Below are 18,342 nucleotides of genomic sequence, written 5' to 3'. Positions count from 1 at the left end.
TGGTCGGAGCGAGCCGGGCACCCGGGACGGAGAGAAGACGATCATGGCCAGCAGAACGGACACGCAGTCGCCTGAGCTGCACGTCGCCGACAGTCACGACCTGATCCGCGTGCACGGCGCGCGCGAGAACAACCTCAAGGACGTCAGCATCGAGATCCCGAAGCGCCGGCTGACGGTGTTCACCGGGGTCTCCGGCTCGGGCAAGAGCTCCCTGGTGTTCGACACCATCGCCGCGGAGTCGCAGCGGCTGATCAACGAGACCTACAGCGCCTTCGTACAGGGCTTCATGCCGACTCTGGCGCGGCCCGAGGTCGACGTCCTCGACGGGCTGACCACCGCGATCACCGTCGATCAGCAGCGGATGGGCGCCGACCCCCGCTCCACGGTCGGCACCGCCACCGACACCAACGCGATGCTGCGCATCCTCTTCAGCCGGCTCGGCAAGCCGCACATCGGCCCGCCCAGCGCGTACTCCTTCAACACCGCCTCGGTCCGGGCGAGCGGGGCGATCACCGTCCAGCGCGGCGACCGGACCAAGGCCGAGAAGGCGACCTACGAGCGCACCGGCGGCATGTGCAACCGCTGCGAGGGCCGCGGCTCGGTCTCCGACATCGACCTCACCCAGCTGTACGACGACACCAAGTCGCTGTCCGAGGGCGCGTTCACCATCCCCGGCTGGAAGTCGGACAGCCAGTGGACCGTGCAGCTCTACGCCCAGTCCGGCTTCGTCGACCCGGACAAGCCGATCCGCAGGTACACCAAGCGGGAGCTGCACGCCTTCCTCTACGGGGAGCCGGTCAAGATCAAGGTCAACGGCATCAACCTCACCTACGAAGGCCTGATCCCGAAGATCCAGAAGTCGTTCCTGTCCAAGGACAAGGAGGGGATGCAGCCGCACATCCGGGCGTTCGTGGAGCGGGCCGTCACCTTCACCGTCTGCCCCGAGTGCGACGGCACCCGGCTCAGCGAAGGCGCCAGGTCGTCGAAGATCAAGCGGATCAGCATCGCCGACGCCTGCGCGATGGAGATCCGCGACCTGGCCGAATGGGTGCGCGCGCTCGACGAGCCGTCGGTGGCGCCGCTGCTCGCCGCGCTCCAGCAGACCCTCGACTCCTTCGTGGAGATCGGCCTCGGTTACCTCGCGCTGGACCGGCCCGCGGGCACGCTGTCCGGCGGCGAGGCGCAGCGCGTCAAGATGATCCGCCACCTGGGCTCCTCGCTCACCGACGTCACCTACGTCTTCGACGAGCCCACCATCGGCCTGCACCCGCACGACATCCAGCGCATGAACGACCTGCTGCTGCGGCTGCGGGACAAGGGCAACACCGTCCTCGTCGTGGAGCACAAGCCGGAGGTCATCGCGATCGCCGACCACGTCGTCGACCTCGGCCCGGGCGCCGGCACGGCCGGTGGCACCGTGTGCTTCGAAGGCGCCGTCGAGGATCTGCGGGCCGCCGACACCGTCACCGGCCGCCATCTGGGCGACCGGGCCGCGGTGAAGGACGAGGTGCGCAAGCCGAGCGGCGCACTGGAGATCCGCGGCGCGACGACGCACAACCTCCAGGGCGTCGACGTCGACCTCCCGCTGGGCGTGCTCTGCGTGGTCACCGGCGTCGCCGGCTCCGGCAAGAGCTCGCTCGTGCACGGGTCGGTGCCCGCCGGGGAGGGCGTGGTGTCGGTCGACCAGAGCCCGATCCGCGGCTCCAGGCGGAGCAACCCGGCGACCTACACCGGGCTGCTCGACCCGATCCGCAAGGCGTTCGCCAAGGTCAACGGCGTCAAGCCGGCGCTGTTCAGCGCCAACTCCGAGGGCGCCTGCCCCACCTGCAACGGCGCCGGCGTCGTCTACACCGACCTGGCGATCATGCAGACCGTCGCCACCCTGTGCGAGGACTGCGAGGGGAAGCGGTTCCAGCCTGCCGTTCTCGAGTACCGCCTCGGCGGCCGGGACATCAGCGAGGTGCTCGCGATGTCGGTGAGCGAGGCCGAGGAGTTCTTCGCCGCCGGCGAGGCCGCCACCCCGGCCGCGCACCGCATTCTCGACCGGCTCGCCGACGTCGGGCTCGGCTATCTGACCCTCGGCCAGCCGCTCACCACGCTCTCCGGCGGCGAGCGGCAGCGGCTCAAGCTGGCCGTCCACATGGGCGACAAGGGCGGCGTCTACGTCCTCGACGAGCCGACCGCCGGCCTCCACCTCGCCGACGTCGAACACCTGCTCGGCCTGCTGGACCGGCTCGTCGACTCCGGGAAGTCCGTCATCGTCGTCGAGCACCACCAGGCCGTCATGGCGCACGCCGACTGGATCATCGACCTCGGCCCCGGCGCCGGCCACGACGGCGGCAAGATCGTCTTCGAGGGCACCCCGGCCGACCTCGTCGCCACCCGCCCCACCCTCACCGGGGAGCACCTGGCGACCTACGTCGGCGCCTGACCGGCGGAGCGGCGGCACGGGAGAGCCGCACGCACGGCTCACCGGGGTGGCGTCACCCCGGTGAGGTCGTGCTCGACGACAGGCAGGCGGCGATGGGCAAGCGGTGCAGGCGAGAGGGTCCGGCGATCAGTGGGCGCCCAGGCCGCCGCCGCCGAACGAGCCGCTGCTGCCGCGGCTCCAGCGCGGCCGTTTCTGGTCCGTGCTCGCCTTGGTCTGCATGTTGGTCAGTTCGTACGGGGTCAGGGGCCGGCCCCCCTTCGGGGTCCGGGGGACCTCTTCGGGCTCGCGGTTCTCGCGGATCTCACGCACCGCGCCGCCCGGCGGCAGCTGCGGTTGCTCTTCGGGGCGTGGCCGGTCCGGCTCGCGCGACTTGACACGCGAGCCCAGCCAGAAGCCGCCGGCCAGCACGGCCAACACGGCCATGCCGACGACGAACAGCACGAGGCTGAGCAGGCCGCTCGCGGCGGCCAGCTGCATGCTTGCGGTAGTCATATCAGCCGAATACCCCCGTAACGGGTCATGAACCCGCCATTCCGGGGCCATTTCGAGGCCGTGACTCCCCGTCGACGGAACCTCACGCGTGGCGTCCGGCGCGCGCTGTCGCAGCCGCCGGGCGGGTTTGGCCCCGCACTTCCCGGCTACCCGCCGGGGGTGACTTCGACGACATCCACACAGGAACTCTTCCGATTCCTCGAGGACCGCTTCGCCTGCGCGCAGGCGTGCACCGAATGTGCGCGAGCCTGTGCGCTGCGCGCGAGCCTCGTGGACCCGGACGCGAGCGAACGCCAGGAACTCGTGCGACGCAAGGGCATCATGTGCGCGGAGGTGTGCGACGCCACCTGCCGGGTGCTGGCCGAGGACAGCCGGATGGACGAGGCCGGCCTCCGCGCCCAGCTGGAGTGGTGCCGGACCGTCTGCCTGGAGTGCGCCCACGTCCTCGACAGGCACCCGGGCGCCGAGGACGGCGCGGCCGCCTGCCGTACCTGCGCCGCGACCTGCACGGAGTTCCTCGGCACGCTGGGCTGAGACCACACGCAGGCACACTCACAGCGAGGAGCCCATCCGTACGTTCCAGCGCCCCGACCGGCCGCTGAGCTCCACGGCCGTCAGCGGCGGCACATCGGTGCGCCAGAAGGCCGACTCCGGCGCCCCCAGCGCCCGTACCACCGCGGCCCGGACGATCTCGGGCTCGGCGACGACCACGGTCCGCCCCGGTTGCAGCGCGACCGTGTCGAGCCAGGCGGCCACCCGTTCGCACACCGCCCGCACCGACTCCCCGCCGTGCGGCGCGGCCGTCGGGTCCGTGAGCCACGCGGCCAGCGCGTCCGGCTCCCGCGCCCCCACGTCCGCCAGGGCCTCGCCCCGCCAGCGGCCCGCGTCCAGCGCCGCCAGCCCGGGCGTGTCCACGGCGTCCAGCCCCAGCGCGGCGGCCGTCTCGCGGCAGCGCACGGTGGGGGACGTCCAGACGCGCTCGGCCGTCGGCAGCGTCCCGGCGGCCGCCCGGGCCTGCCGCAGCCCGACCTCGTCGAGCGGACAGCCGTCGTCGAACCGCGCCTCGCGCAGGGCGGCGGTGAGCGCGGGGGAGACCAGTACCAGCCTGCTCGTCATGCGACGCCCTTCTCTCGTATCTCGTGCAGCATCCGGCGCGTGACCGCGACGGGCAGTGCGGGGCTGCGGGCCGCGTCCTGCGCGGTCTCGCGGTCCCGCGGCAGCCTTGCCAGTACGCGGGCGGGCAGCCGCGGGTGCCGGGTGGCCGCGTCGCGGATGTGCTCGTGGGGGTCGTCGAGCAGCCGTACGGCCGAGGCCGTCGACAGCCGCGGGTCGCTCGCGGCCCGGCGCCTGACCTTCTCGCTCGGGCCCCGGCCGAACCGCTCGACGAGATCGGCCGTCGAGATCGGCCGTCGAGTCGGGGTCGGCCAGGGCCGGTCGCCGCATCCGGGGACTGGGATCGTCGGCGTACCGGAGGAGGTCACGGCGGGAGAAGCCGGGGCGGCCGTGCGGCCGGTCGGGGGCGCTGAAGCTGCCGGTCCACCATCGCCACACCGACACGAGCATGTCGGCGGGCGCGTCGTCGCGGCGTTCGGCGAGGAACAGTTGCACCACCCGGTCCTCGTCCCGGGCCCGGCGCTCCACGACGTCCGCCGGCAGGCGGCGGGCGCGCGCGACGCTCCGGCGGACGAGCGGACGAGCGGACGAGCGGACGAGCGGACGAGCGGACGAGCGGGTGGGCGGGTGGGCGGACGCGGCGAGGCGGCGCATCGCGTCGGGGTCCTCGTGCAGGGCCACGACCCAGTCGAGCGGGTAGCGGTGGATCCCCGGGTCGAACGGGACCGGCGGGCCGGGCTTCCGCCGTCCGCGTACGAGAGGCTCGCCGCTCGTCACGAACTCCGGCTGCTCACCGAGCCGTTCGCCCAGCACGCGGGCAAGGCTCCAGCCGGGGGTGAGCCGGACCCGGGTCCAGCGCCTGGGCCGACAGGCCGGCCGGTCGCCCTCCACGTCGACGAGGAACACGCCGTCGCCGTCGAACAGGCCGCTCTCGACCGCGAGTCGGTGCCACCGCTCGTCGACCTCGCCGGGCCGGTCAACCGGCACGGTGACCGTCGCGGTGGCCGGCGCCGAGGCGATCCGGCGCCAGGCGGCGCGGGCCGGCGGCACCTCCTCGGACCGCCAGCGCTCGGCGGTCTCCAGCCCGGCGCGGCCGAGCAGCGCCATGAGTTCCTCACCCGTCATGGGAGGTCATCCTGCCGGACGGGCCGCCGGTCCCGCTTCCGTACCCCGTTCGTGCGCCCTTGGCCGGATCTGCACTTTCGCGGTACGGTCCTCGACGAAATCGACATCGACGACGGACGAGCGGAAGCCGGTGGAAGCCCGGCACGGTCGCGCCACTGTGTGCCGGGCCCCCATCTCAGGTGCGGGCCGGGTGAGTCAGACCCGCACCGTCGTCCTGTGCACCACCGAGCCGGGACGCGAGTTCCCCCAGGAGGTCCTGCCATGGCGCAGTCCGCCGTCCAGCCGAGCGCTACTCCTACCGTCCTCCCCGAGAAGCTGCCGATCGGGGCGATCGTCCCGTGGGCGGTCTTCTTCGGCATTCTGATGCTGGTCCTGCTGTACTTCGTCGGCGCCGAACAGGGCGCCACGTCCGTGGTGTCCGGCGAGGGCGTCCACGAGTGGGTGCACGACGCCCGTCACCTGCTCGGCTTCCCCTGCCACTGACAGCGAAGAGGAAGCGTATCCGCTCATGAACTCCGCAACTGTCAGAAACCTCCTGGTCCGTGGCATGCTCGCGGGACTCGCCGCGGGCCTGGCGGCCCTCGTCGTCGCCTACTTCCTGGGCGAACCGCGCGTCGACGAGGCGATCGCGTTCGAGGAGGCGCACGCCCATGAGCACGGCGGCGAGGAACTCGTCAGCCGCACCCTCCAGTCCACGGCGGGGCTGTCCACCGGGGTCCTCGTCTACGGCGTCGCGTTCGGCGGCATCGCGGCCCTCGCGTACTGCTTCGCGCTCGGCAGGATCGGCCGCTTCGGGCCGCGCGCGAGCGCGCTGCTCCTGGCGGGCGGCGGGCTGCTCTCGGTGTATGTCGTCCCGTTCCTGAAGTACCCCGCCAACCCGCCGGCCGTCGGGGATCCCGACACCCTCGACCAGCGCACCACGCTGTACTTCCTGATGGTCGTGCTCAGTGTGCTGCTGGCGGTCGGCGCCGTCGTCCTGGGCAGGCGTCTCGCGCCGCGCCTGGGCAACTGGAACGCCACGCTGGCGGCGGGCGGGTTCTTCGTCCTCGTCGTGGGCCTGGCGTACGCGTTCCTGCCGTCGTTCGACGAGGCTCCGGCGGAGTTCCCGGCCACCCTGCTGTGGCAGTACCGGCTCGCCGCCCTCGCCGTCCAGGCAGCTCTGTGGACCGCCTTCGGGCTCGTCTTCGGGGTGCTCGCGGAGCGCCTGCTCGCCCCCGGGGCCGCCGAGCAGCGGGCGGTGACGGGCCAGGCGACCCCGGTACCTCACTGATCGCACTGTTGAAGGGCCCCGGGAGCGCTGCCGCTCCCGGGGCCCTTTCGCGTCTTCCTCCCCATTCCCAATTTCTGGAACACGTTCTACCGTGTGCGCCGTCAGGACCTTCAGAACACCGGCCTTGGGAAGCCAGGAGGCGCCGTGCACCTCGACCACACGCCCGAGCAGCTGCGGCTGCGCGCCGAACTGCGCGCCTACTTCGCCGAGTTGGTGCCGGCCAACGCCTACGCCCGGCACATCGACCCGGTCGCCGCGAAACGCTTCTACCGCAAGACCATCCGCCGGCTCGGCGCAGACGGCTGGCTCGGCGTCGGCTGGCCCAAGGAGTACGGCGGCCGCGGCCTGACGCCGATCGAGCAGTTCGTGTTCTTCGACGAGGCCGCCCAGGCCGGGGTACCGCTGCCGTTGATGGCGCTCAACACCGTGGGACCGACGATCATGCGGTACGGCACGGACGAGCAGAAGGCCGAGTTCCTGCCGAAGATCCTCGCCGGCGAGATCGACTTCGCCATCGGCTACAGCGAACCCGACGCCGGCACCGACCTCGCCGCCCTCAAGACACGTGCGGTTCGTGACGGCGACGCATACGTGGTCAACGGGCAGAAGATCTGGACGACCAACGGCGACACCGCCGACTGGGTCTGGCTCGCCGTGCGCACCGACCCCGAGGCCCCGCCGCACAAGGGCATCACCATGCTGCTCGTGCCGACCGCCGACCCCGGCTACTCCTGCACCGTCATCCGCACCCTCGCCTCCCACGACACCACCGCCAGCTACTACGAGAACGTCCGGGTCCCGGTCTCCCGGCGGGTCGGCGCCGAGAACCAGGGCTGGCGGCTGATCACCAACCAGCTCAACCACGAGCGCGTGACCCTCGCCGCGCACGGCACGATGGCCATCCGCGCTCTGCACGACGTACAGCGCTGGGCGACGGAGACCAAGCTCGCCGACGGCCGCCGGGTCGTCGACCTGCCCTGGGTGCGGCGGCGCCTGGCCCAGACCCATGTGAAGCTCGACGCCCTCAAGCTGCTGAACTGGCAGATGGTCGGCGCCCTCCAGAACGGCACCCTCACCCCGCAGGACGCCTCCGCCGTCAAGGTCTACGGCTCCGAGGCCCGTCGGGACGCCTACGCCTGGCTGATGGAGGTCGTCGCGGCCCCGGGCGCACTCCAGGAGGGCTCCGCGGGCGCCGTGCTGCACGGCGAACTCGAACGGGGCTACCGCTCCGCCGTGATCTTCACCTTCGGCGGCGGCAACAACGAGATCCAGCGGGAGATCATCTCGTGGATAGGGCTGGGGATGCCGCGGGTACGGCGTTAGCCGGCAGTGCCGGAGGTTCGGTCCCGGCTCAGCACTTCGGAGATGAGTCCGAGGTGCGGCGGCTGACCGACACCGCTGTGGTCGTCGAGGAAGCCGCGGGACTCCGCAGGCATCGTGCCAGGACCGCCGACCATGGACAGATTCTCCTCTCCGGGTCCGTAACGGCAAGATCGTCGAGCACGGGATGTGGTCCAGCCGGTTCCGGAGACCTCCGTGCCCGGCCCCACCCCGGCCACTTCCGCGACCTCGTGCATCGTCACGTGCTCGGCACCACGCTCGGCCACCAGCCCGGCCGCCGCCGCCAGCAGCCGGGCACGGTTGCGGGCGGCGTCGGCCCGCTCGGCCGCGGTGGCGTCCGATGTGTTCATCAGGGTGTTCCTGTCCTTGACGGTGCGCAGGTCGAAGCAGGAGGTGTTCATCCGGCGCTCGACACGGGTCGAGCCCGGACGTCAGGGGGTGAGCTGCTGGTGCCCTATGACGGAGAGCAGTTCGAGCTTGCTGTGACTCTCCGTGCCGGGGCGGGTGGTCAGCACGACGAGGGTCTGGGCCCGGTTCGCGGTGAACAGGATCTGGCCGTCGACTTCGATGCGGCCGAGCTCGGGAGGGAGGAAGGTCTTGCTCTCGTCGTAGTGCTGGGCGACTTCCTGGAGTTCCCAGTAGCGGACGAACTCGGGGCTGTGCTCCTGGAGTTCGGCGAGAATCCGGGCGGCTCGGGGGGCGTCGCTGCCGGCTGACAGCGCGACCCGCGGGCGGGCTGCCTGGGTGCGGCCGTGGTGTTCGTGGTCTTCCGCGGGGTAGACCAGGCGTTCGGCGGGGTCCATGAACCAGCGGTAGTAGGCGCTGCCGGGCCTGTCCGAGGATCTCGCGGAGCAGTCCGTCACGGGTTCCGAAGTGGTAGATCAGCATCCGGCTGGAGGTGCCCGCGGCGGTGGCCAAGGGCTCGAGCCGCTCGGGGAGCCGGTGGCACCGAACCGGTGAGCTGCCGGCCGAGCGGGGTGTCGCCGGCGAGGCGCCCGCCCTGCCGAGTTGCGGCGAGACGGGTGAGGTGACGGGCGCGGGAGGACCCGGGCTGGCCGAGGACGTCGCCGCGGTCCGGCACGTACTGACCGCGAGCGACGAGCCGACCGTCGTGGTCGCCCACAGCTATGGCGGGACCGTCACCGCGCAGGCGGCTGCCGGCGTCGACGCCGTGCACCACCTGTTGCTCGTGTCGAGTTACCTGCCCGAGGAAGGGCAGAGCCTCTCCTCGTTCGGCGGCGAGGAGCCCGCCCCGTTTCTCGACATCGATCCCGAGGCCGGCACCTTCACCGTCCGGCCCGACGCCCTGGCCGAGACGTTCCTCCAGGACTGCGATCCGCGGATCCGGCGACAGGCCGCGGACCGGACGGCCCCGCAGAGCCTGGCGGTCCTCGAACAGCCGGTGAAGGCGGCAGCGTGGCGGCATGTGCCCTCGACGTACCTCGTCTGCGCCCAGGACAGAGGCACCCCCGCCCGGCTGCAACGCGAGTACGCCGGCCGGGCGGGCCGCGTCGTGGAGCTCGACGCCGGCCATCACCCGTTCCTCTCCCGGCCGGCCGCTGTACGCGAAGTGATCCTCGGGCTGTGACGGAGACCGTTGGAGCCGGACGGCGTCAGCGCAGGTCACGACTGTTGCCTTGTGTCAACTGACGATCCTGGTCAGACTGCCGGTATGACGGCCGACCCGGGGCTGTTCGGCCCGCGGAGCGTGACATGGCAGGTCCATGGTGACCCGATGATGTGGGTCGCCGGGATCCGTGCGCTCTATCTCCAGGCACTGCACCCCCGTGCCGTCCGCGGAGTCATGCAGAACTCCGACTTCCGGCAGGACGCCTGGGGCCGGCTCATGCGCACCGCCGACTTCGTCGGCACGACCACGTACGGCACTGCCGAGGCGGCCGAGAAGGCGGGCGCCCGGGTCCGCAAGATCCACCGCATGCTCTCCGCGAACGACCCCGACACGGGCGAGCGGTACGGCGTCGACGAACCCGAACTGCTGCTGTGGGTGCACTGCGCCGAGATCGACTCCTACCTGCACGTCCTGCGCCGCTCCGGCTACCCCCTCACCGACCGCACCGCCGACCGCTACGTGGCCGAACAGCGCGTCAGCGCCCGCCTGGTGGGCCTGGACCCCGACGTCGTGCCCGCGAGCCAGGCGGAGATGGACGCCTACTTCGAGAAGATCCGCCCCGAACTCGCCGCCGGGGCGGACGCCCGCGAGGTGGACGACTTCCTGCTCCGGCCGCCGATCCACCCCCTGCTCGTCCCGGCGCGCGCCCTGCTCTGGCGGCGTGTGGCGCACCTCGCGTACGCCTCGCTGCCGCCGTACGCCCACGAGTTGTACGGCAGGCAGCCCCCCGAACCCGCTGTCGTCACCCGGGAGTTGCGTGCCACGGGCACCCTGCTGCGCTGCGTTCCCGCACGTCTGCGTTGGCGACTCCCGCCCGAACACATCCTGCGGGCCATGGCGAGGCTCGGCCCACAAGCCCGCCCGGCCCCGTACAAAGTCGGGCGATAGGCCGCCATACTGAACCAGCCAGGGGGAGGGCCGGAAAGTTACGGGGGCGGCGGCGCGCTATGGCGGAGGAGAGCAGGCTGATCCAGGGCCGGTACCGGCTGCTGGACCTGATCGGGCGCGGCGGCATGGGCGAGGTGTGGCGGGCCCGTGACGAGTCCCTCGGCCGGCAGGTCGCCGTGAAGTGCCTCAAACCGATCGGCCCGCACCACGACCCGTCCTCCGGGCGCGTCCTGCGCGAGCGGTTCCGGCGCGAGGGCCGCGTCGCCGCCTCGCTCCAGCACCGCGGGGTGACGGTCGTCCACGACTTCGGCGACAGCGACGGCGTCCTCTTCCTCGTCATGGAACTCCTGGACGGCAGCAACCTCTGCCAGCTGCTCGACGACAACGAGCGCAGGCCGCTGCCCGTCGCCGACGTCGTGGACATGGCCGACCAGGTCGCGGCGGCCCTCGCCTACACCCACCGGCAGGGCATCGTGCACCGCGATCTGAAGCCGGCCAACATCGTGCGGCTCGCCGACGGCACGGTGAAGATCTGCGACTTCGGCATCGCCCGCCTCGGCCACGACATCGGCTTCACCTCCCGGCTCACCGGAACCGGCATCGCCATGGGCACCCCGCACTACATGTCACCGGAGCAGATCGGCGGCGAGGAGGTCGACCAGCGCAGCGACCTGTACTCGCTGGGATGCGTCCTGTACGAGATCGCCACCGGGGCCCCGCCGTTCGACCTGGAGGACCCCTGGGCCATCCTCGTCGCCCACCGGGACACCCCGCCCCGGCCGCCCCGCGAACTCCGTCCCGACCTGCCCGAACACCTCGACCGGATCATCCTCGACCTGCTGGCGAAACAGGCCGAACAGCGCCCGCACGACGCCCGCGAGATCGTCCGGCGCATCGCCGCGGCCCGCACCACGCCGCCCGGGTACGTGCCCACCCTGGTGACGCCCCGCCCCGAACTGCGGCCGCCCGAGTCCGCCGGCCGCGAACCCCGGCTGCCCGCCTGGACCCAGGGCATGACCACCGGCCACAAGGCCACCGGCGCCGGACTGCCGGTCCCGCCCCCGGACGCCGGCGCGGCCCTGACCGGCGAGTGGATCCCCCGGCCGGCCCTCGGCGCCGTCCCCGCGCCGCCCGCGCCGGACACACCGTCCCCGCAGGCGCTCACCGCGCTCGCCGGACGGCACAACGCCGGCCTCAGCCTGGGCCGGCTCGGCCGCTGGGCCGAGGCCGGGGAGGTGCACCGCGCCGTCGCGGCCGAACGCGCCCACCTCCTGGGCCCGGACCACCCCGAGACCCTTGCCAGCCGCTACGAGGTCGCCTTCACCCTCAGCCGCACCGGCCGCGCCGCCGACGCACTGCGCGAGTACCAGCAGGTGACCGCCGCCCGCACCCGGGTGCTCGGCGCCGACCACGCCGACACCCTCGCCACCCGCCAGGAGATGGCCTACGTGCTCGGCCGGCTGGGCCGCCACTTCGACGCCCACCAGGTGTACACCTCGGTGCTCGCCGCCCGGGTGCGCACGGCCGGCCCCGACCACCCCGACACCCTGCGCTGCCGGCACAACCTCGCCTTCAACCTCAGCAGACTCGGCCGGCTGGAGGAGTCCTACCGGATGGCGAGCGAGGTGGCCGTCGCCCGCACCCGGGTCCTGGGCCCCACCCACCCGGACACGCTCGTCACCCGCTACGAAGTCGCCTACGCCCTCGGCCAGTTGGGCCGCTGGCCGGAGGCGCTCCAGACCTACCGCGAGGTCGCCGCGGCCCGCGCGCACGCCCTCGGACCGGACCACCCCGACACCCTCGCCGCCCGCTACGAGACCGGCATCAGCCTGGGCCGCCTCGGCCGCAGCGCGGAGGCGCTCCAGCTCTACCGCGACCTCGTCGACGACCGCACCCGCATCGACGGCCCGGCGCACCCCGAGACCCTGCGCGCCCGCCACGGGCTGGGCGTCAACCTCGGCCGACTGGCCCGCTGGGAGGAAGCGCTGGCCGAGTCCCGGGACGTGTGCGCGATCCGGGAACGCGTCCTCGGCGCCGACCACCCCGACACCCTGGTCAGCCGCCGAGAGGTCGCCGTCGGCCTCGGCTGGCTGGGGCGCTGGGCCGACGCGCTCACCGAGTACCGGCGGGTGGCCTCGGCCCGCGAACGCGTCCTGGGCGCCGACCACCCCGACACGTTGGCCAGCCGCAACGACGAGGCCCACTGCCTGGAACAGCTCGGCCGGGGCCAGGAGGCGGTCGAGCTGTACCGAAGGGTGGCGGCGCTACGGCAGCGACGGGCGGCGGGCGGGGCGTAGACCCGTCCGGGGACGGGGGCTGGACGGGTCCTGGTCCCAGCCCAGCTCCGTGTACGGCCGCCCCTCCTGGATCCCGGCGATCGCCGCCCGCGCGTACGGCACCATCGGCTCCGGGAGGGCGTCCAGCGGCCACCAGTCCCAGCCGAGGCATTTGTCCGGCTCCAGCAGCTGCGGCTCGCCCCGCGGGCACCGGGCGCGGAAGACGAGCTGGAGTCTGGGCTGCGTGTCGGGCGCGTCCACGACGTGCACGACATGCACCAGCTCGACGTCCGCCGCCTCGATCTCCAGACCGGCCTCCTCCCGGGCCTCGCGGATCAGACAGGCGACCGCGGACTCCTGCTCGCAGTGCCCGGCCAGGAAGTGGTGGTGCCGGGGAGCGAAGGGCGAGTCGGGGTGACGCCGACCGAGGAGGATCTTGCCGTCCCGCTCCAGATAGAGGTGGACGCCGACGACGTTGGGGACGGTCTGCCGGACGGACGGCTGCGGCGCGGGAACGACCGGCGCGGCCCGGTGCCGGGCGAGAACCTCGGCGGCCCCCGGCGCCATCGTCAGGTGAGCGGTGGTCGCCATGTCGAAGAAGGCGAACATGACGCCCTCGGTGACGGGCAGCCGCGAGGGGTCGCCGTCCCAGCCGCCGATGAACACCTGGATGCCGTTGACCACTGTGAACCGGGTCAGCCCCGCCAGAACGAGCCCGGTCTCCTCCAGCAGCTCGCGCGCGACGCCCTCCTCGGGCGTCTCGTCCCCCTCGCAGGCGCCGCCGGGCAACGACCAGGCGCCCGCATCGCAGATCGGCTTGTGCGCGTCACGCAGATGGAGAAGGTACTGACCGCGCCGGTTGACCAGCAGCGCGGCTGTCCGACGGGGTTCGGGCTGAAGTTCCGGATCGACGGCCACAGGTTCCTTTCCGGTCCAACACATATGGGATTCACCGTACTTGAGCGGCCCGTCCCGGTCGTGCCGCTCCGCCGGCCCCGACCTCCCCTGGCCGACCTTGATCGGCTCGTGTTACGAAGAGGCATGGCTGCTCACGAGGGAAACGACGGACACGACGATCGCCGCGCCTACGACGTCGTCATCGTCGGCGGCGGGCACAACGGGCTGGTCGCCGCCGCCTATCTGGCCCGGGCCGGCCGGTCCGTGCTGGTGTTGGAACGGCTGGACCACACCGGGGGCGCCGCCGTCTCCACCCGCCCGTTCACCGGCGTGGACGCCCGGCTGTCCCGCTACTCGTACCTGGTCAGCCTGCTCCCGCAGAAGATCGTGCGGGACCTGGGGCTGCGCTTCCGCGTCCAGGGCCGCACCATCTCCTCCTACACCCCCGTGGAGCGCGGCGGGCGGCCCACCGGCCTGCTCGTGGGCGGCGGCGAGGAACGCACCCGGGAGGCGTTCGCACGGCTGACCGGCGGCGCACGCGAGTACGCGGCCTGGGAGCGGTTCTACGGCATGACCGGGCGCGTCGCCGGGCGGGTCTTCCCCACGCTCACCGAACCGCTGCCCACCCGGGAGGAACTGCGCCGCCGCGTCGACGACGAGGAGGCCTGGCGGACCCTGTTCGAGGAGCCGATCGGCGTCGCCGTCGAGGAGCGCTTCGCGGACGACCTGGTGCGCGGCGTGGTCCTGACCGACGCGCTCATCGGCACCTTCGCCGACGCCCACGACGCCTCGCTCAGGCAGAACCGCTGCTTCCTCTACCACGTGATCGGCGGCGGCACCGGCGCCTGGGACGTCCCCGTCGGCGGCATGGGGGCGCTCACCGACGCCCTCGCCGCCGCGGCCCGGGACGCGGGCGCCGTCCTCGCCACCGGGCACGAGGCCCTGCGGATCGACACGGACGGCCGTACCGCGGAGGTCGCCTACCGCACCGCCGACGGCGAGGGCGTCGCCGCCGCCCGGCACGTCCTGGTGAACGCCTCCCCGCAAGCCCTCGCCGCGCTCACCGGCGACGAGCCGCCGACCCCCGCCGAGGGCGCCCAGCTCAAGGTGAACATGCTGCTCGAACGGCTGCCCCGGCTGCGGGACACCTCCGTCGACCCGCGCGAGGCCTTCGCCGGCACCTTCCACATCGCCGAGGGCTACGAGCAGCTCGCCAGCGCCCACGCCCAGGCGGCCGCCGGTGAACTGCCCGCCGCCCCGCCCTCCGAGATCTACTGCCACTCCCTGACCGACCCGACCATCCTCGGCCCGGACCTCGTCGCACAGGGCTACCAGACGCTGACCCTGTTCGGCCTGCACACGCCCGCCCGGCTCTTCGCGCGGGACAACGACGCGGTACGCGAGGAACTCCTCGAGGCGACCCTCGCCCAGCTCGACGCCCACCTCGCCGAACCCCTCGCCGACTGCCTGGCCGTCGACGCCGAGGGCCGCCCCTGCATCGAGGCGCGCACCCCGCTCGACCTGGAACGCGACCTCGGGCTGCCCGGCGGCAACATCTTCCACCGCGACCTCGCCTGGCCGTACGCGGACGACGGCACCGGCCGCTGGGGCGTGGAGACCCGGCACCCGAACGTCCTGCTGTGCGGGGCGGGCGCGGTGCGCGGGGGAGGGGTCAGCGGGGTGCCGGGGCACAACGCGGCGATGGCGGTCCTCGAGGCCGAGGACACAAGAATCTGACGGTGTATCAGAAAAGGGCTTCCGTCGTCGCACCGGCTGCGGCATCCTGCGCCCATGCAGACGGAGCTGAGCACACAACTGGGAGTCGAGCACGCCGTCTTCGGCTTCACGCCGTTCCCCGCCGTCGCCGCGGCCATCAGCCGCGCAGGCGGCTTCGGCGTGCTCGGCGCGGTCCGCTACACGGCCCCCGACGACCTCAAACGCGACCTCGACTGGATCGAGGCCCACGTCGACGGCAAGCCGTACGGACTCGACGTCGTCATGCCCGCCAAGAAGGTCGAGGGCGTCAGTGAGGCTGACGTCGAGGCGATGATCCCCGAGGGGCACCGGCAGTTCGTGCGGGACACCCTCGCCAAGTACGGGGTGCCCGAACTGGCCGAGGGCGAGGCCTCCGGGTGGCGGATCACCGGCTGGATGGAACAGGTGGCCCGCAGCCAGCTCGACGTGGCCTTCGACTACCCGATCCGGCTGCTGGCCAACGCGCTGGGCTCGCCGCCCGCCGACGTCGTCGCCCGCGCCCACGACCAAGACGTCCTCGTCGCCGCGCTCGCCGGGAGCGCCCGGCACGCCCGCAAGCACCAGGAGGCGGGCATCGACATCGTGGTGGCGCAGGGCTACGAGGCCGGCGGCCACACCGGTGAGATCGCCTCCATGGTTCTCACGCCCGAGGCCGTCGACGCCGTCGCCCCGCTGCCCGTCCTCGCGGCCGGCGGCATCGGCAGCGGACGGCAGATCGCCGCCGCGTTCGCCCTCGGCGCCCAGGGCGTCTGGCTGGGCTCCCTGTGGCTGACCACCGCCGAGGCCGACCTGCACTCGCCCGCCCTCACCCGCAAACTCCTCGAGGCCGGCTCCGGCGACACCGTTCGCTCCCGCGCCCTCACCGGGAAACCCGCCCGCCAGCTGCGCACCGAATGGACCGACGCCTGGGACGCCGCCGACGGGCCCGGCACCCTCCCCATGCCCCTCCAGGGCCTGCTGGTCGCCGAGGCCGTCTCGCGCATCCAGAAGTACGAGGTCGACCCCCTCCTCGGGACGCCCGTCGGGCAGATCGTCGGCCGCATGAACGAGGTCCGGACCGTCCAGGCGGTCTTCGACGACCTCACCCGCGGCTTCGAACACGCCGTGGACCGCATCAACCGCATCGCCGGAAGGAGCGGCCAGTGACCACCGCGAACACACCCCCCGCGGGCTTCTGGGCCCAGGCCACCGCCGACCCCGACCGCACGGTCCTGGTCGCCCCCGACGGCGAGGAGTGGACCGCCGGGCGGCTGCACGCCGCCGCCAACCGGCTCGTGCACGGGCTGCGCGCCGCCGGTCTGGAACGCGGCGACGCCTTCGCCGTCGTCCTGCCCAACTCGGCCGAGTTCTTCACCGCCCATCTCGCCGCCACCCAGGCCGGGTTCTACCTCGTCCCCGTCAACCACCACCTGGTCGGCCCCGAGATCGCCTGGATCGTCTCCGACTCGGGCGCGAAGGTCCTCGTGGCCCACGAGCGGTTCGCCGACCAGGCCCGCCGGGCCGCCGACGAGGCCGCTCTGCCCGCCGCCGGCCGGTACGCCGTCGGCGAGGTCGAGGGCTTCCGACCGTACGCCGAACTCCTCGACGGACAACCGGAGTCGGCGCCCGCCGACCGCACCCTCGGCTGGGTCATGAACTACACCTCGGGCACGACGGGCCGCCCGCGCGGCATCCGGCGCCCGCTCACCGGCAAGCTGCCGGAGGAGGCGTATCTCGGCGGCTTCCTCGGCATCTTCGGCGTCCGGCCGTTCGACGACAACGTCCACCTGGTCTGCTCACCGCTCTACCACACGGCCGTCCTGCAGTTCGCGGGCGCGTCCCTGCACATCGGCCACCGGCTGGTCCTGATGGACAAGTGGACGCCCGAGGAGATGCTCCGGCTGATCGACCGGGAGAAGTGCACCCACACCCACATGGTCCCGACCCAGTTCCACCGGCTGCTCGCACTCCCCGAAGCCACCAGGCAGGCGTACGACGTGTCGTCCATGCGGCATGCCATCCACGGCGCCGCGCCCTGCCCGGATCATGTGAAGCGGGCGATGATCGACTGGTGGGGCTCCTGCGTGGAGGAGTACTACGCGGCCAGCGAGGGCGGCGGCGCGTTCGCCACGGCGCAGGACTGGCTGAAGAAGCCCGGCACGGTCGGAAAGGCCTGGCCGATCAGCGAGTTGGCCGTCTTCGACGACGACGGCGAGCGGCTGCCGCCCGGCGAGCTCGGCACCGTCTACATGAAGATGACGACCGGCGGCTTCGCCTACCACAAGGACGAGGACAAGACGAAGAAGAACCGCATCGGCGACTTCTTCACCGTCGGCGACCTCGGCGTGCTCGACGAGGACGGCTATCTGTTCCTCCGCGACCGCAAGATCGACCTGATCATCTCGGGCGGCGTCAACATCTACCCCGCGGAGATCGAGTCCGAGTTGCTCGCCCACCCCGCGGTCGCCGACGCCGCGGCCTTCGGCATCCCGCACGACGACTGGGGCGAGCAGGTCAAGGCCGTCGTCGAACCGGCCCCGGGCCAGGAGCCGGGTCCGGACCTCGCAGCCGTCCTCCTCGCCCACTGCGCCGACCGGCTCGCCGGCTACAAGCGCCCCAAGAGCATCGACTTCATCGCCGAGATGCCCCGCGACCCCAACGGCAAGCTGTACAAGCGGCGGTTGCGGGAGCCGTACTGGGAGGGCCGGACCCGACCGGTGTGACCGGAGGGCCCCCGCCGCGCTCTTTCGCTAACCTGGTGCAACCGTGGCGATTTGACGTCACGTCAGACATTCGGGGACGGGGCGGGGGCGGGCCAGGTGAGGGCGACCGGCGGACCGGGGACGGGGGAGCGGGCCTGGGCCGCCCGGCTGCCGCCGGCGGCGGTCGACGTCCTGCCGGCCGTCGTCGTCCTGGCGGCCATGGCGGCGGTCCGTCTCGGGTCGGCGCCGGAGCCCGGCAGCCCGCTGCCGACGGCCCTGGCGCTCGCCGCCGTGATCGCCGGCAGCCTGGCCGTGCGCCGCCGAAGCACTACCGGCCGGGCCGTGGTCTGCGCGGGATCGGCGAGCGGGCCGCCGCCCTCGGCGGACACGTGGAGCACGGCACGGCCGACGGCGGCGGATTCGCCCTGAGCGTCGCGTTGCCG

At 72.8% G+C, this 18,342-nt stretch carries 16 protein-coding genes and 1 pseudogene; 12 read left to right on the top strand and 5 right to left on the bottom strand.

Annotated elements, in window-relative coordinates; translation table 11 throughout:
• The first annotated feature begins 43 nt into the window (after positions 1-43).
• Positions 44-2,431 carry an excinuclease ABC subunit UvrA gene (locus AB0J04_RS15970; RefSeq protein ID WP_363169024.1) on the top strand — a complete coding sequence of 796 codons (2,388 nt, stop codon included), beginning with the start codon at positions 44-46 and terminating at the stop codon, positions 2,429-2,431.
• A 126-nt stretch (positions 2,432-2,557) separates the two neighbouring features.
• Here the strand turns inward: AB0J04_RS15970 and AB0J04_RS15965 are convergent, their stop codons facing one another.
• The gene (locus AB0J04_RS15965; RefSeq protein ID WP_363169023.1) at positions 2,558-2,923 is read right to left on the bottom strand and encodes a DUF6479 family protein; all 366 of its coding nucleotides are present in this window, start codon (positions 2,921-2,923) and stop codon (positions 2,558-2,560) included.
• 159 nt (positions 2,924-3,082) lie between these two features.
• Here AB0J04_RS15965 and AB0J04_RS15960 point away from each other — a divergent pair, with 159 nt between their 5' ends.
• Complete coding sequence (locus AB0J04_RS15960) at positions 3,083-3,457, top strand: ferredoxin (protein WP_363169022.1); 375 nt, start codon at positions 3,083-3,085, stop codon at positions 3,455-3,457.
• Between the two features lie 18 nt (positions 3,458-3,475).
• Here the strand turns inward: AB0J04_RS15960 and AB0J04_RS15955 are convergent, their stop codons facing one another.
• Positions 3,476-5,161: a histidine phosphatase family protein gene (locus AB0J04_RS15955; protein ID WP_363169021.1), complete on the bottom strand. Its 1,686-nt coding sequence runs from the start codon at positions 5,159-5,161 to the stop codon at positions 3,476-3,478.
• A gap of 261 nt (positions 5,162-5,422) precedes the next feature.
• On the opposite strand from AB0J04_RS15955, the gene AB0J04_RS15950 reads away from it, so the two are divergent.
• The 3 genes from AB0J04_RS15950 (at position 5,423) to AB0J04_RS15940 (ending at position 7,754) form a co-directional block, all read left to right on the top strand.
• Positions 5,423-5,644, top strand: coding sequence for a CbtB-domain containing protein (locus tag AB0J04_RS15950; RefSeq protein WP_363169020.1), 222 nt, complete (start codon positions 5,423-5,425; stop codon positions 5,642-5,644).
• A gap of 25 nt (positions 5,645-5,669) precedes the next feature.
• Positions 5,670-6,431: a CbtA family protein gene (locus AB0J04_RS15945; RefSeq protein ID WP_363169019.1), complete on the top strand. Its 762-nt coding sequence runs from the start codon at positions 5,670-5,672 to the stop codon at positions 6,429-6,431.
• Between the two features lie 144 nt (positions 6,432-6,575).
• Entirely contained in the window at positions 6,576-7,754 is a 1,179-nt protein-coding gene (locus tag AB0J04_RS15940; RefSeq protein WP_363169018.1) for an acyl-CoA dehydrogenase family protein, read from the top strand.
• Between the two features lie 212 nt (positions 7,755-7,966).
• On the opposite strand, the pseudogene AB0J04_RS15935 reads toward AB0J04_RS15940, so the two are convergent.
• Both AB0J04_RS15935 and AB0J04_RS15930 read right to left on the bottom strand, forming a co-directional pair.
• Positions 7,967-8,122, bottom strand: a pseudogene (locus tag AB0J04_RS15935) (TetR family transcriptional regulator); the annotation flags it as partial.
• An 81-nt stretch (positions 8,123-8,203) separates the two neighbouring features.
• Complete coding sequence (locus AB0J04_RS15930; protein ID WP_363169017.1) at positions 8,204-8,635, bottom strand: hypothetical protein; 432 nt, start codon at positions 8,633-8,635, stop codon at positions 8,204-8,206.
• Between the two features lie 47 nt (positions 8,636-8,682).
• On the opposite strand from AB0J04_RS15930, the gene AB0J04_RS15925 reads away from it, so the two are divergent.
• From AB0J04_RS15925 to AB0J04_RS15915, 3 genes are all read left to right on the top strand, one after another.
• A complete protein-coding gene (locus tag AB0J04_RS15925; protein ID WP_363169016.1) occupies positions 8,683-9,360 on the top strand; it encodes an alpha/beta hydrolase in 678 nt (225 codons plus the stop codon).
• Between the two features lie 84 nt (positions 9,361-9,444).
• A complete protein-coding gene (locus tag AB0J04_RS15920; protein WP_363169015.1) occupies positions 9,445-10,290 on the top strand; it encodes an oxygenase MpaB family protein in 846 nt (281 codons plus the stop codon).
• 59 nt (positions 10,291-10,349) lie between these two features.
• Positions 10,350-12,587: a tetratricopeptide repeat protein gene (locus AB0J04_RS15915; protein ID WP_363169014.1), complete on the top strand. Its 2,238-nt coding sequence runs from the start codon at positions 10,350-10,352 to the stop codon at positions 12,585-12,587.
• Here the strand turns inward: AB0J04_RS15915 and AB0J04_RS15910 are convergent.
• Positions 12,555-13,484, bottom strand: coding sequence for an NUDIX domain-containing protein (locus tag AB0J04_RS15910; protein WP_363169013.1), 930 nt, complete (start codon positions 13,482-13,484; stop codon positions 12,555-12,557). The genes AB0J04_RS15915 and AB0J04_RS15910 overlap by 33 nt on opposite strands.
• A gap of 123 nt (positions 13,485-13,607) precedes the next feature.
• On the opposite strand from AB0J04_RS15910, the gene AB0J04_RS15905 reads away from it, so the two are divergent.
• From AB0J04_RS15905 to AB0J04_RS15890, 4 genes are read left to right on the top strand one after another with little or no spacing between them, the layout of a single operon-like run.
• Entirely contained in the window at positions 13,608-15,200 is a 1,593-nt protein-coding gene (locus AB0J04_RS15905) for an NAD(P)/FAD-dependent oxidoreductase (protein WP_363169012.1), read from the top strand.
• 54 nt (positions 15,201-15,254) lie between these two features.
• On the top strand, positions 15,255-16,364 hold the full coding sequence (locus tag AB0J04_RS15900) for a nitronate monooxygenase family protein (RefSeq protein WP_363169011.1): 1,110 nt from the start codon (positions 15,255-15,257) through the stop codon (positions 16,362-16,364).
• Positions 16,361-17,920, top strand: a complete 1,560-nt coding sequence (locus tag AB0J04_RS15895) for an acyl-CoA synthetase (RefSeq protein ID WP_363169010.1) — start codon at positions 16,361-16,363, stop codon at positions 17,918-17,920. Before AB0J04_RS15900 ends, AB0J04_RS15895 begins: the two co-directional genes overlap by 4 nt.
• Positions 17,921-17,971: 51 nt before the next feature.
• Positions 17,972-18,328, top strand: a complete 357-nt coding sequence (locus tag AB0J04_RS15890; RefSeq protein ID WP_363169009.1) for a hypothetical protein — start codon at positions 17,972-17,974, stop codon at positions 18,326-18,328.
• Positions 18,329-18,342 lie beyond the last annotated feature (14 nt).

The organism is Streptomyces sp. NPDC050263, from assembly GCF_040655955.1.
Classification (GTDB): Bacteria; Actinomycetota; Actinomycetes; order Streptomycetales; family Streptomycetaceae; genus Streptomyces.
The sequence above is the reverse complement of the archived record's forward strand: the minus strand, read 5'-3'. Positions and strand labels throughout refer to the sequence as shown.